Annotated in this window: 6 protein-coding genes, 1 tRNA gene, 2 rRNA genes and 5 pseudogenes; 8 read left to right on the forward strand and 6 right to left on the reverse strand. The window is 57.5% G+C overall.

Annotation, left to right across the window (positions count from 1 at the left end; genetic code table 11):
• The first annotated feature begins 184 nt into the window (after window positions 1–184).
• From AC0L7L_RS14595 to AC0L7L_RS14630, 8 genes and pseudogenes are all read left to right on the forward strand, one after another.
• The gene (locus tag AC0L7L_RS14595) at window positions 185–1,147 is read left to right on the forward strand and encodes a sugar ABC transporter substrate-binding protein (RefSeq protein ID WP_473509752.1); all 963 of its coding nucleotides are present in this window, start codon (window positions 185–187) and stop codon (window positions 1,145–1,147) included.
• Window positions 1,148–1,235: 88 nt separating this feature from the next.
• Complete coding sequence (locus AC0L7L_RS14600; RefSeq protein WP_473509754.1) at window positions 1,236–2,033, forward strand: SDR family oxidoreductase; 798 nt, start codon at window positions 1,236–1,238, stop codon at window positions 2,031–2,033.
• 70 nt (window positions 2,034–2,103) lie between these two features.
• A complete protein-coding gene (locus tag AC0L7L_RS14605) occupies window positions 2,104–3,078 on the forward strand; it encodes an ABC transporter permease (RefSeq protein ID WP_272212747.1) in 975 nt (324 codons plus the stop codon).
• Window positions 3,079–3,088: 10 nt separating this feature from the next.
• A complete protein-coding gene (locus AC0L7L_RS14610) occupies window positions 3,089–4,093 on the forward strand; it encodes an ABC transporter permease (protein WP_272212748.1) in 1,005 nt (334 codons plus the stop codon).
• A 74-nt stretch (window positions 4,094–4,167) separates the two neighbouring features.
• Window positions 4,168–4,596 (forward strand): annotated as a pseudogene (locus AC0L7L_RS14615) (ATP-binding cassette domain-containing protein); the annotation flags it as partial.
• A 321-nt stretch (window positions 4,597–4,917) separates the two neighbouring features.
• Window positions 4,918–5,601: pseudogene (locus AC0L7L_RS14620) on the forward strand (ATP-binding cassette domain-containing protein); the annotation flags it as partial.
• The gene (locus AC0L7L_RS14625) at window positions 5,601–6,470 is read left to right on the forward strand and encodes an NAD(P)-dependent oxidoreductase (RefSeq protein WP_272212751.1); all 870 of its coding nucleotides are present in this window, start codon (window positions 5,601–5,603) and stop codon (window positions 6,468–6,470) included. The pseudogene AC0L7L_RS14620 and the gene AC0L7L_RS14625, both read left to right, overlap by 1 nt.
• The gene (locus tag AC0L7L_RS14630) at window positions 6,467–7,171 is read left to right on the forward strand and encodes a ThuA domain-containing protein (protein ID WP_272212752.1); all 705 of its coding nucleotides are present in this window, start codon (window positions 6,467–6,469) and stop codon (window positions 7,169–7,171) included. The genes AC0L7L_RS14625 and AC0L7L_RS14630 overlap by 4 nt, the downstream gene beginning before the upstream one ends.
• A 313-nt stretch (window positions 7,172–7,484) precedes the next feature.
• Here AC0L7L_RS14630 and istB read toward each other — a convergent pair.
• From istB to AC0L7L_RS14660, 6 genes and pseudogenes are all read right to left on the reverse strand, one after another.
• Window positions 7,485–8,245: pseudogene (istB, locus tag AC0L7L_RS14635) on the reverse strand (IS21-like element helper ATPase IstB).
• A pseudogene (gene istA, locus AC0L7L_RS14640) lies at window positions 8,242–9,836 on the reverse strand (IS21 family transposase). The pseudogenes istB and istA overlap by 4 nt, the downstream one beginning before the upstream one ends.
• 114 nt (window positions 9,837–9,950) lie before the next feature.
• Window positions 9,951–10,229, reverse strand: a pseudogene (locus AC0L7L_RS14645) (DDE-type integrase/transposase/recombinase); the annotation flags it as partial.
• Window positions 10,230–10,627: 398 nt separating this feature from the next.
• A tRNA-Met gene (locus AC0L7L_RS14650) sits at window positions 10,628–10,704 on the reverse strand.
• A gap of 230 nt (window positions 10,705–10,934) precedes the next feature.
• Window positions 10,935–11,050: ribosomal RNA gene (rrf, locus tag AC0L7L_RS14655) — 5S ribosomal RNA — on the reverse strand.
• Between the two features lie 375 nt (window positions 11,051–11,425).
• A 23S ribosomal RNA gene (locus AC0L7L_RS14660) occupies window positions 11,426–14,224 on the reverse strand.
• Between the last annotated feature and the right edge of the window lie 121 nt (window positions 14,225–14,345).

A 14,345-nucleotide genomic window follows, 5' to 3' on the forward strand; every position in this document is an offset into this window, starting at 1 on the left:
ACAACGACAACGAAATATCGCTTAAAAATCCATTCTGAATATCATAAAGTCCATTTTGGATATTTTAGGCAGGTCCATTTTCGCTGGATTAATGGTGTATGAGAACCGGTTGCCCGGGAGAGGCTCATCCGGTCACGGAGAGCTGTGGCAATCGATCAAATCTATCGTTTGGGAGGAACGGATCATGAGATTTTCAGCTAGGCTCACCTTGGCCGCAACGACAGCGCTTGCAGGGCTTGCGCTTGCCGGCGCCGCATCGGCCGAGACCTACAAAATCGGCATCACGCAGAACAATGTCGGCGTCGACAGCTATCAGACGACCTATGAGCAGGCCTTCATCAACGCAGCCGATGCTGACGATAACGTCGAAGCCGTCGTGCTCGACGCTGGCGGCGATGTCGCCCGCCAGATCGCCCAGGTGGAAGACCTGATCCAGCAGCAGGTCGATGCCATCATCATCTGGCCGACCAATGGCGAGGCCGTCATTCCGGCCGTGCGCAAGGCCCAAAAGGCCGGTATTCCGGTGATCGTCACCAATTCCAACATCGCCGAACCGGGCTTCGATTTCGTCGCCTCATTCTCCGGCCCGGACAACATCACGCAAGGCTCGCGCTCGGCGGAGATCATGTGCGACAAGTTCAAGGATATGGGGATCGCCGACACAGCGAAAATCGTGCAGATTTCCGGCCAGCCGGGTTATACGACCGCGATTGAACGCGCGAAGGGCTTTGAGGACCGCCTGCCGGAGGTTTGCCCTGACGTGACGTTGGTGGAAACGCAACCCGGCGACTGGAACCGTGAAAAGTCTCAGAAGGTGATGGAAGCCTTCCTGGTCAAATATGACGATATCGACGGCGTCTATGCCGGTGACGACAATATGGGCGTCGGCGCGCTCAATGCCGCCAAGGCCGCCGGGCGCGACGGTATCATCTTTGTTGGGGCAACCAACTTCGCTGTTGGCTACGAAGCCATGGAAAACGGCGACTACTGGGGCTCGATCTATCAGTCGCCTGTCGATGACGCCGAGGCTGCGCTTCAGACCGCAATCGACGTGCTTGACGGCAAGGACGTGCCGTTCCTCAACTATTTCGACACGCCGAAGATCACCCAGGACAACATGGACCAGTTCACCAAGCCGGTGTTTTGATCCCCTTCGTCTTGATAGGCGGGGCCAGGCGCAAGCCGGCGCCCCGCCCTATTCCTGAAATCACAATTGAAATGATGGGAGAGGCTCAGTGGGTCGTGTCTCTGGACGTTCCTGTATCGTGACGGGTGCGGCGCGCGGTATCGGCCGCGCGATTGGCGAAGCATTGCTGGATGAAGGCGCCGATGTCTGCTTTGCCGACATCAATGGCGAGAGCCTCATGGCTGTCGAGGAACACAACCGGGACCGCGCCGACCGAAACGGCGGTCGGGTGACACATGCCGTGGTCGATGTGACGAAACGCGACCAGGTGCGCACCATGATCGCCCATACCGTCTCTGTCTTCGGAAAACTTGACGTCAAGTTCAACAATGCCGGCGTCAACCGGCCGATGAATTTTCTCGATGTCACCGAGGAAAACTGGAACTTCATCATGTCGGTCAACGGTCTCGGTTGCCTGATCGGCATGCAGGAGGCGGCAAAGCAGATGATCAGCCAGAAGACCGGCGGCAAGATCATCAACACCACCTCGATTGCCGGCAGGCAAGGCTTCGATAATGTAGCCCCCTACTGCGCATCGAAGGCTGGTGTGATATCGCTGATCCAGTCCGGGGCGCGCGATCTTGCCAAACACAACATCACGGTGACCGGTTTTGCACCCGGCGTGGTGGCAACGGAAATGTGGGAACAGGTCGACCGCGACCTGATGGAGATCGGCGCTGCCGAGCGCCCCGGCCAGGCCATGGCCGAGTTTTCCTCAGAAATCCTGCGCGGGAAAGTCGCGCGACCGGCCGATATCACCGGCACAACCACGTTTCTCGCCTCAAGCGAGAGCGACTACATGACCGGACAGGTGGTCATGATTGACGGCGGCATGACGCTTGTCTGAGACAGGCTCAGCAAGGCGAGGCTAAGATCGCCCCGCCACTGTCTGAAAACTGGAGCTTTGGGAGGAGCTTGTGGCGAATTTTACGCGAAAAGACATCGGCGTATTGCTGGCTCGTCAGGGGATCCTGATCGCCTTCGTGGTGTTCATGATCGGCTTTGCCCTGGTCAACCAGCGCTTTGTCGCGCCGGACAATATTTTGGGCGTGATCCGCTCTTCGGCCATTCTGGGCGTCATCGCACTCGGCGTCACCTTCGTCGTCATCGGCGGCAATCTCGACCTGTCGGTCGGCTCTATGATGTCGTTTTCCACCATCGTTGTGCTCGACCTGCATGACAAGATCGGCCCCGTGCTCGGTATTCCGGCAATGTATGCCATGACACTGGCGCTCGGTGCGTTCAACGGGCTCCTGATCGGTTACCTCCGCCTGAACTCACTGATCGTCACACTCGGCATGCTGTCTGCAATCTATGGCCTGACGCTCACCTATTCGGGCGGCAAGAACATGGATATTGCCGATAAGGAACACACCTGGTTTTCCGTTTTTGGACAAGGGCACATTCTCGGCGTCCCCTCACCAATCGTCATCTTCGCGGGTTTAGCCATTGCTCTTGCAGTGCTGCTTGCCAAAACCCCTTTCGGGCGCAAGGTCTACGCCGTCGGTGGTAACGGCGTTGCGGCAACCTTCTCGGGCATTCCGCGCGCCCGCATCGTTTTCCTGACCTATCTGATTTCCTCCTTCTGCGTGGCGACCGCCGGCCTCATCCAGGCCAGCCGCTCGCTCGGCAGCCAGAACACGGTCGGCCAGGGTATGGAGCTTGAGGTTCTTGCGGCCGTGATCCTTGGCGGCGCATCGCTTCTCGGCGGTTCGGGCACCGTGTTCAAGACCGTTATTGGCGTCCTGATCCTCGGCTTCATCCAGAATGGACTACTGCTCGCCGGGCTTCAGTTCTACGTCCAGTATGTCGTCACCTGGATCATCATCATCCTTGCGGTCTGGCTCGACATTGCCGCCAAGCGCGGCCGCCTCTGGTCGCCGATAGCGTGAGGGGATGATCATGACCAGCCAGAAGAACTACACCAAATATATCAAGCAGGGCGCGATCTGGGGCTTCATCCTCGTCGAACTGATCTTCTTCTCCGTCGCGGGCCACTTCCTGTCTCTGTCGGATACCGCCTTTATGGATTTCGACAACATGCTTCTGCTTTTGAAGCAGTCCGCCCCGATCGGCATCATCGCCATCGGTATGACGGTGATCATGATCAACGGCAATATCGACCTCTCCGTCGGCGCGACCTTCGCACTCGCCGGTATCGTGATGCTGGATTCGATGACCTGGCCGATCTTTGCCGGGCTCGGGAACTGGGTGATCCCGGTTTCCTGGCTCCTGGCGCTTTTAACCGGCGCCATCCTCGGCGGGCTAAACGGGCTGATCGTCTGGAAAACCGGCGTCGATGCCTTCATCGTCACGCTTGGCGCCATGCTTGGCTATCGCGGCCTCGTCTTCATGTATAATGGCGAGAACCCGACATCGCATCTTAACTGGACGCTGGTTGATTTCGCCGAAGCCCAGTTTCTCGGCATCCACACCGCAAGCTGGTTCTTCCTCGCCGTCACCGCCATCATCTGGCTGGTGATGACCAGAACCGTGCACGGCCGCAACGCCTATGCAATCGGCGACAACCGCGAGGCGGCGATCAATGCCGGCATCCGCGTCGGCCCGCATTTCCTGCGCAATTTCATCCTGATCGGTTTTCTCGCAGCGCTGAGCGCCGTGGTGTTTTATTCCGAGAGCGGCTCGGTCAATCCCAATGATGGCGAGCTTTACGAATTGTGGGCGATCACGGCGGTGGTTCTCGGCGGAACAAAGCTTGCGGGCGGCTCGGGTTCGATCCTGTCCACCTTCGGCGGCGTCATTGCCATCCAGCTTCTGCGCAAGGGCCTCGGCTATATCGGCGCGGACACAGAAACCGTCAATCTGGTTATCGGCCTCATTCTCATCGCCGTCCTGTTTCTGGATCGTCAATTGAACCGCAAGGGCAGAGGGGAGCTCAGGATATGAGTGATATCAAACCGGCGCTGAGGCTCGACAATATCGTCAAGACCTTTCCCGGCGTGCGCGCGCTTGACGGCGTCTCGCTCGATATCCGCCCGGGCGAAGTTCACGCGCTTGTCGGCGAGAACGGCGCGGGCAAATCAACGCTGATGAAAGTGCTCGGCGGCATTCACCAGCCCGATAGTGGCCGCATCCTGATCGACGAGACACCGGCGGTGATGACCTCGCCGCTGCAGGCAAAATCAAAGGGCGTCGTCTTCATCCACCAGGAGCTCAGTCTCGCAACAGAGCTCACGGTGGCAGAAAACATCTTCCTGGGCGAATTGCCGCTGAAGCGCTTCGGTCTGGTCGATTGGAAGATGCTCAACGACAATACACAGCGTATTCTCGACAGGCTCAAGACCGGCTTCACGCCCGACACAAAGGTCGGCGAGCTTTCTATTGCAAACCAGCAAATGGTTGAAATCGCCCGCGCGCTCACGGTCGACGCAAAGGCCGTGATCTTCGACGAGCCGACAGCATCGCTGACGGATGCGGAAAAGGTTGTGCTGTTTGATGTGATCGCCGATCTGAAAGCCGAGGGCGCCGGCATCATCTATATCTCCCACCGCATGGAGGAGATTTTCAACATTACCGATCGCATTACCGTCCTGCGCGACGGCGAATGCCGGGGCACGCTGGTAACGACGGAGACGAACGAGGACGAGATCACCCAGTTGATGATCGGCCGCTCGCTCGATCTGACCCGCAATCATGAGCATGCGAAACTTGGAGAAGTCGCACTTGCTGTCGAAAACCTGTCCTGTAACGGGCTTTTCCGAGACATCAGTTTCGATGTCCGAAGGGGCGAAGTCGTCGGCTTTTACGGCCTTGTCGGCGCGGGTCGCACAGAGATCGCCGAAACACTTTTTGGTCTGAGAGAACCGAGCGGCGGACGCATTCTGCTGCAGGGCAAGCCCGTAAAGCTGCATTCGCCGATTGATGCGATCAGGAACGGCATCTCACTGGTGCCCGAGGACCGCAAGGGCCAGGGTCTGGTGCTGGGTATGAACTGCCGGGACAACATGACACTGCCGCAAGTGGGCGACCTCACGGCAGGCCCTTTTGTTTCGGACGGCGCTGAGGTCGCCATCTTCGACCAGTATCGCGACAAGCTTGATATCCGCACCCCCGGCTGGCGCCAGTTGGCGGGCAATCTTTCCGGCGGCAATCAGCAGAAGATCGTTATCGGCAAGTGGCTTTCCATGCACCCCGATATCCTGATCGTCGATGAACCGACGCGCGGCATTGATGTCGGCTCAAAATCAGAAATCCACAATCTGATCCGGGCACTGGCCCGCCAGGGCTATGCGGTAATCGTGATCAGTTCGGAAATGCCGGAAGTGCTGCATGTCTCCGACCGGATCATCGCCATGTATAGCGGCCGCATCACGGAAGTATTCACCGCCGAGGAGGTTTCCGAAGACAAGCTGATCCAGGCGATATCCGGCATTGAAGTCGAAAAGGCGGGCTGATGCGGATCGGATTTGCAGGACTTGGCCGCATGGGCGTCGCCATGGCGCGCAATCTGGTGCGCGCCGGGTATGACGTCACGGTATGGAACCGGTCCCCTGGCAAGGCAACGCGCTTTGCGGCTGAGACCGGAGCAAGCGCAGCAGCAACGCCGCGGGAACTGGCGGACGCCACCGACATCATCATCACCATGCTGGCGGATGATGCCGCATCCGAAGCGGTGCATCTCGGCGATGACGGGCTTTTTGCGGGCAGCGCGGCGCGCTGGTTCATCGAAATGGGTACGATGAGCCCCAACCATATCGTCAGTCTGGCCAAGGTCGCACCCGACGGCGCAAGGGTGATCGATGCACCCGTCTCAGGCGCAACCCAGGCAGCCGAAAATGCCGCACTGCTGATCATGGCCGGGTGTGACGAGGCGACCGGTGCTGAGCTTGTCCCGGTCTTCGATACGCTTGGTCGAAAGACCATTTTTCTCGGGCAAACCGGGCGCGGCGCTGTGATGAAGCTTGCGATCAACGCACTCATCCACGGCATCAACCAGACGCTTGCCGAAGCCATGACGCTGGCGGAAGCCGCCGGCATTGAAGCGGAAACGGCCTTCGATGTGATCGAGGCCTCTGCGGCAGCGGCCCCGATGCTGAAATATCGCCGGCCTCTCTATCTCGACGAAGCCGCCCATGCCGTGACGTTTACGGTCGCCCTTGCCCGCAAGGATATGGAGGTCACGGCTGCGCTGGCGCAAACGCTTGGAACCGCCATGCCGCAGGGGTTGGTGACACTGGAGAAACTGAAAGAGGCCGAAAGCGTCGGTTACGGCGCGCGCGACATGGCCTCGATCCTGAATTTCATGCGAGAGGAGAAGACATGAAGGCTGTTCTGTTTGTCGGCGGCTGGGAGGGCCATGCGCCAAGCGATTTTGCGGACTGGTATGCCGACCTTTTGAAGGATAACGGCTTCAGCGTCGATGTCTATGACACGATGGAGCCGCTCGAACGGCCGAACGACCTCACCGGCGTCGATCTCATCACCCCGATCTGGTCGTCGGCGCGCTCTGGCCACCGCGAAGAATTCGGCACGATGACCAAGCCGCAGGAGGACGGACTTCTGAGACTGATCGGCGATGGCTGCGGCATAGCGGGATGGCACGGCCATATGGGGGATGCCTTCCGCGACCGCCCGACCTATCATTTTCTCATCGGCGGCCAGTTCGTCGCCCACCCGCCCGGCTGGCCAGACAACCTGCAGCCGCGCGAGGATTATATCGATTACGACGTTACGATCTGCCGTCCATCCGACCCGATTGTTGAAGGCATCAAGAGCTTCCGGCTGCGCTCGGAGCAATATTACATGCTGACCGACCCTTCGAACGAGGTTCTGGCGACCACCACCTTTTCCGGTGACCATCTATGGTGGATCGAAGGCACCGTGATCCCTGTCGTGTGGAAGCGCCGCTGGGACAAGGGCCGCGTCTTCTACTGCTCGATCGGCCACGAACTGGCGGACCTCAAGGTGCCACAGGTCACCGAAATCATCCGCCGCGGCGCACTATGGGCTGCAAACGCCTCTTAGACAGCAGGCACCTTGGTCATAGTGGAGAAGAAGGTCGATCCACGAGACCGGCTTCCCCTGATTTTTCATAAGCCGCTTTCCAGCGATAAAAAACCAGCCCTGCCAGCCCCGAAATAACATACTGCCAATTTCCTCAGCATATTTGAAAATACGCAGCTTGTGAACAACGTCCCGTCTGGACTGTCAACGGCGGTGTAAAAACCGGCCACGGGGCGGAGCAAAAGTCGGCCACCTCGGGCGCAGGTATGAGGCCCGCGGGAGGGCGTAGCCCGAGCGGGGGCCTCATACCTGCGTTGCGATTTTCTGAAGGGTTTCAGCTGGCCTTTCGGGCACGGCTTTGGGCGAGACGATAGCTGTCGCCATTCATTTCGAGAATGTTGACATGGTGCGTGACGCGGTCGAGCAGAGCGCCGGTCAGGCGCTCGGATCCCATGATTTCGGTCCATTCATCAAAGGGCAAATTGCTGGTGATCAGGGTGGCGCCCCGCTCATAACGTTGCGAGATCAACTCGAACAGCAGTTCCGCGCCAGTCTTGGAGAGCGGCACGAAGCCGAGTTCGTCGATGATCAGCAACTTGTACCCTGCCATCTGCTTCTGGAAACGCAAGAGGCGCCGCTCGTCACGGGCTTCCATCATCTCGCTGAGACCATGGCTGCGGCTGTGGTGAAGCCAACGGACAGGCCCTTCTGGCAGGCTGAAAGGCCGAGGGCGAGCGCTATGTGCGTCTTCCCGGTTCCGCTGGGGCCGAGAGCGATGACGTTCTCGCGACGCTCGATCCATTCGCAGCGGGCCAGCTCCAGCACCTGCATCTTGTTGAGCTTCGGGATGGCGGCAAAGTCGAAACTGTCGAGGCTTTTGACGACCGGGAATTTGGCTGCCTTGATACGCCGCTCGACCTTACGACGATCCCGTTCGACCATTTCCCGCTCGGCAAGCCGGCTGAGGTACCCGATGTGGTCGACGCCCTCGGTGGCGCAAAGCCGGGCCAGTTTCTGATACTCCCGCTGGAAGGTCGGCAGCTTCAGGGTCTTGAGGTCGTGGGCAAGCAGAATCTCGGGTGCTTCGGTGCTCATGCCGCTTCTCCCTTCCCCGATGACAAGAGGCCCATGTACGCCTTCGCCGATGTCGTCTCGACGGTTGCTCTCGGCAGGTAGGGATAGATCGACAGATCCAGTCGCGGCGGCCGGCGCTCCACCCGGCAAAGAATCAGATGTTTGACGGCGTCGAAGCCAATCGCGCCGAGTTGCAGGGCTTGCTTGATCGCCGCATGCAGGTCAGCCATATCGAAGCTTTCCAGCAGACGAAGAACCTGCACGTATTCTCGCCGGCCATGCTTTGCCATGCGGCCTTCCATCAGCCGGCACAGTGTCGCAAACTCCTCCGGCAGAGCCCAGCCCTGCAGAGGGGCCGCCTGATCCAGCGCATTGATCTTCTGTTCGATCAGCGGCAGGTAATGAACAGGGTCGAAGATGACATCTTCCCGATCCCAGCTCCTGGGATGGCGGGCGATGATCTCGCCGCGGCAACCAATCACCACCTTGTCGACATAGCCTCGAACCCAAACGTCCTGATGACCGTAGGCGACAGGCACGGAATAGTCACCGGATCGCCGTGCGCTCTTTGCGCACGCGACGATCCGGCACTTTGAATATGCGCATCGTTCCGAACGGAAATCGTTCCCGATCTCCTGGCCGATGCGCGGGTTTTGTAGCGAACGAGAGACTGGGCCGTCACCCTGGCGCTGGCTTGGTCGCAGGCGTCAAATGGCGACGCTGGCAAGGACTGCATGGCAGCCAGATCGCGCTGCAGCCGTTCACCGATCGTCTCGCTCTCACCGCGCAGCCTGTCACATTGGCGCTTCCGGCACTGTTCTTCCAGAAAGGCATTGAACGCATCCCAGGTCGCAAACTGCGGGATGGGGACCATGAAGTTACGCCGGGCATAACCGACAAGGCCCTCGACGTTACCCTTGTCATTGCCCTTTCCGGGCCGGCCATAGCGATCCCGGATCAGGTAGTGGGACAGGAACCCGCTGAACAGTGTTGCCCGCTTACGCGTGCCGTCAGGCAGGATCCTCGCCACAAGGCAGCGATCATTGTCATAGACGATCGATTGCGGCACGGCCCCGAAGAAGGCGAACGCATGGACGTGGCCATCAATCCAGGCCTCGGCCACCGCCGCCGGATAAGCCCGCACGTAGCAGCCGTCGCTATGCGGAAGGTCGAGCACGAAAAACCGGGCTTTCTGCTCGACACCGCCGATCACCACCGTCGCCTCACCGAAATCCGCCTGCGCATGGCCGGGCGGATGAGAAAGCGGCACGAACACTTCCTGACGGCGCTGTTCCCGCTCCCGGATATAGTCCTTGATAATCGTATAGCCGCCGGTGAACCCGCACTCATCACAAAGCCGGTCGAAAACACGCTTGGCCGTATGGCGCTGTTTGCGCGGCACGTGTCTGTCTTCATCCAACCAGTGGTCGATCGTCGAAACGAACGCGTCCAGCTTCGGCCGCCGGACTGGTGATTGTCGCTGATAGCCAGGTGGCGTCGAATACGACAGCATCTTCGCTACGCTGTCGCGGGATATGTTGAAGTGTTTGGCTGCCTGACGCCGGCTCATCCCTTCCGAGACGGCCAGACGAACCTTCAGATAAAGATCCACGGTGTAAATCCTCTGTCCCTCCTGCGCTCATTGCAGAAGGAAGATAGGTGGCCGGATTTTACTCCGCCCGCGGACGAATTATTCCGCCGCTTTCGTGGCCGACTTTTGCACCGCCGTTCTCACGGCGGCGCTGAATGACCGAAACCCTCCGGTCTCGGGCATGTTCTTCTTGACCCAGAAATGGTGGTTTTCGATGCCTTGCTGGAGATGCTTGGTGACATAATGGACAGGATCGGGATGAAGTAGCCTCTCATCAACCCATGTTTTGATCGGGCAAGGAAAGGTATCGATACCATCTGTGCCAATCTTGCCGGGCGAAAGCAAAGACTCATGCATCAGAATCTTGCGAAAGAAACGCTTCCCGGCGTCGAGATCGCGCTTTGCAGTGAGCAGGCAAGCTTCAAACTGCCGTCCCTTGAAATCATCCTTGGGCTGGCGTTTCAGCTTTTCGGCGATGGTATTGAGGGTCGTCATCCGGCGCTCCAACAAATCGGAGCGCTGTTTCATCATCTAAATCTCACATCCGCATCAACAGAGAAATTATGCGACACGCTCCCCGGAACTCATCGCTGGCTTGAGCGAGGCTGAGCGATGCTGGGGACGAAGGAAGCGCTGCGTGGTCTGATCGAGAGGATTGTTGTGAGGCCATCGGCAGACGAACGGGGCTGGATATTGATCTCTATGGTGCGATTGTGGGGTTGCTGCATCTTGCGACGGGTGTTTCGGATAAAACGGCCAAAAGGCCTCGCTGTTACCCGGCGAGGCCTTTGATATAATTTATAAAACGGATTTGGTTGCGGGGGCAGGATTTGAACCTGCGGCCTTCAGGTTATGAGCCTGACGAGCTACCGGGCTGCTCCACCCCGCGTTATCTCTGAGCTACCGGTTTTATGGTGGAAGACTTTGCGGTCTTTCCCTACCGGGATTATTTTTTGTCGGTGCTCGAAGGCTTGTGCCTTCTGCGGTTCGACGGGGCTGCTCTGCCCTTTCGTTATTTCATGTTTTCAGCGGCCACAAAAAAAGCCGCCCTTTACGGCGGCTTGATATCGGCAGTCGCCGTTTGCTGTTTTGAGAAGATCAATATGGTGCATTTTGCAGACCTGGCAGCGACTTACTCTCCCGTGCCTTAAGACAAAGTACCATCAGCGCAGGGGCATTTCACGGCCGTGTTCGGAATGGGAACGGGTGTTAAGGGCCCCGCCATAACCACCAGGTCAGCGAAGTGCAGCATATTGTGTCGAGAAGCTGGGCTTTTTATATGTGCCCTCACGCTGTCGCGATCTTTGATCGCTTCGCTCCGGACGGGGCGGCGCATCAGCGCCGGCGGCCGGTCGGCCTTGCGAAGCCTTTTGGGCTTCGTGTCCCATCCGCCGCGAAGCAGAGGTTGGGGTACAAGGTCGTGAGGTCTGTTATTGTGTTGCGCTTCAGGACAGCAGCGTAGCAGTGACTATCGAGGGACTTCCCCGTAGCACGCTAGTGCGTCGCTCAGCGCGCCCGCGCAGGGTCAGCGCATCGTCAGATGCGCGGTGCGACCCGCGAGCGATAAAGATCGTGTTCATCGACGTTGTCGATGAACATGAACAATGAGAACGATCAAGTCGATCGAGCGATTAGTACCGGTAAGCTTCATGCGTTGCCGCACTTCCACACCCGGCCTATCAACGTTGTCGTCTACAACGGCTCTGATAGGGAACACTCGTTTTCAGGTTGGTTTCCCGCTTAGATGCCTTCAGCGGTTATCCATTCCGTATATAGCTACCCTGCTATGCGGCTGGCGCCACAACAGGTCCACCAGAGATACGTCCATCCCGGTCCTCTCGTACTAGGGACAGATCCTGTCAATATTCCTACACCCACGGCAGATAGGGACCGAACTGTCTCACGACGTTCTGAACCCAGCTCACGTACCGCTTTAATTGGCGAACAGCCAAACCCTTGGGACCTGCTCCAGCCCCAGGATGCGATGAGCCGACATCGAGGTGCCAAACAACCCCGTCGATATGGACTCTTGGGGGTCATCAGCCTGTTATCCCCGGCGTACCTTTTATCCGTTGAGCGATGGCCCTTCCACGCGGGACCACCGGATCACTATGACCGACTTTCGTCTCTGCTCGACTTGTCAGTCTCGCAGTCAGGCGGGCTTATGCCATTGCACTCGACGACCGATTTCCGACCGGTCTGAGCCCACCATCGCGCGCCTCCGTTACTCTTTAGGAGGCGACCGCCCCAGTCAAACTACCCACCATACACTGTCCCGGGTCCGGATAACGGACCGCGGTTAGACATCCACGAAGATAAGGGTGGTATTTCAAGGATGGCTCCACAAGAACTGGCGTCCCTGCTTCAAAGCCTACCACCTATCCTACACATGTCTTGGTAAATGCCAGTGTAAAGCTATAGTAAAGGTGCACGGGGTCTTTCCGTCTGACCGCAGGAACCCCGCATCTTCACGGGGAATTCAATTTCACTGAGTCTGCGTTGGAGACAGCGGGGAAGTCGTTACGCCATTCGTGCAGGTCGGAACTTACCCGACAAGGAATTTCGCTACCTTAGGACCGTTATAGTTACGGCCGCCGTTTACTGGGGCTTCAATTCAATGCTTGCACATCTCCTTTTAACCTTCCAGCACCGGGCAGGCGTCAGACCCTATACGTCGTCTTAAAGACTTCGCAGAGCCCTGTGTTTTTGATAAACAGTCGCTACCCCCTGGTCTGTGCCACCTCTTAATACTTGCGTACCAAGAGGTCACGCTTCTTCCGAAGTTACGCGTGCAATTTGCCGAGTTCCTTCAACGCAGTTCTCTCAAGCGCCTTGGTATACTCTACCTGACCACCTGTGTCGGTTTCGGGTACGGTCTCATGGTGGAGCTATTTCCTGGAACCGCTCCACTGCAAGATCAATCCAATAAGACCTTACAATTTGTGCAATCCGTCACTACCACCTGGCCCACGAATATTAACGTGGTTCCCATCGACTACGCGTTTCCGCCTCGTCTTAGGGGCCGGCTAACCCTGCTCAGATTAACTTTAAGCAGGAACCCTTGGTCTTTCGGCGAGGGAGTCTCTCACTCCCTTTATCGTTACTCATGTCAACATTCGCACTTCCGATACCTCCAGGAGCCCTCACGGGTCTCCCTTCATCAGCCTACGGAACGCTCTGCTACCACGTACACTTGCGTGTACATCCTCAGCTTCGGTGCATGGCTTGAGCCCCGGTACATTTTCGGCGCAAAGACCCTTATTTAGACCAGTGAGCTGTTACGCTTTCTTTAAATGATGGCTGCTTCTAAGCCAACATCCTGGTTGTTTTGGGATCCTCACATCCTTTCCCACTTAGCCATGACTTGGGGACCTTAGCTGGAGGTCAGGGTTGTTGCCCTTTCCACGACGGACGTTAGCACCCGCCGTGTGTCTGCTGAACAGTACTCTTCGGTATTCGCAGTTTGGTTAGGATCAGTAAGACGGTGAGTCCCCATAGCCCATCCAGTGCTCTACCCCCGAAGGTATAAATTCAACGCACTACCTAAATAGTTTTCGCAGAGAACCAGCTATCTCCGAGTTTGATTGGCCTTTCACCCCTAGCCACAAGTCATCCCGATCTATTGCAACAGATATGGGTTCGGTCCTCCAGTTGGTGTTACCCAACCTTCAACCTGCTCATGGCTAGATCACTCGGTTTCGGGTCTAATGCAACTAACTAAAACGCCCTATTAAGACTCGCTTTCGCTGCGCCTACACCTATCGGCTTAAGCTTGCTAGTTACACTAAGTCGTTGACCCATTATACAAAAGGTACGCCGTCACCCTTGCGGGCTTCGACTGCTTGTAGGCATCCGGTTTCAGGATCTGTTTCACTCCCCTTGTCGGGGTGCTTTTCACCTTTCCCTCACGGTACTTGTTCGCTATCGGTCATGCACGAGTACTTAGGCTTGGAGCGTGGTCGCCCCATGTTCAAACAGGATTTCACGTGTCCCGCCCTACTCAAGGACAATGATTGTTATACGCATACGGGGCTATCACCCATAATGCCAGGCTTCCCAACCTGTTCTGCTTTATTCATCATTGCCACTGGCCTCATCCGCGTTCGCTCGCCACTACTTGCGGAGTCTCAATTGATGTCCTTTCCTACGGGTACTTAGATGTTTCAGTTCCCCGCGTTCGCTTCTTACCCCTATGTATTCAGGGTAAGATACCTTGTAACGATATCTAGAAAGATAAGATGTTCCAAAGAACACCTTAAATTTTCTAGATATCTAAGGTGGGTTTCCCCATTCGGATATCCATGGATCAAAGCTTATTCGCAGCTCCCCACGGCTTTTCGCAGCGTATCACGTCCTTCATCGCCTGTGCATGCCAAGGCATCCACCAAATGCCCTTAATTCACTTGATCGTTCTCATTGCTGATGTCCATCTTTTATGTCCTCACGCTGCCACAAACCTTGCGGTTTGCTTCGCTCCGGACGGGGCGGCGAACGGTCGCCGACGGGCTTGCGCCCTACGGGAAGTTCCTC

The sequence above is a fragment of the Martelella sp. K41-7 genome, from assembly GCF_055808365.1.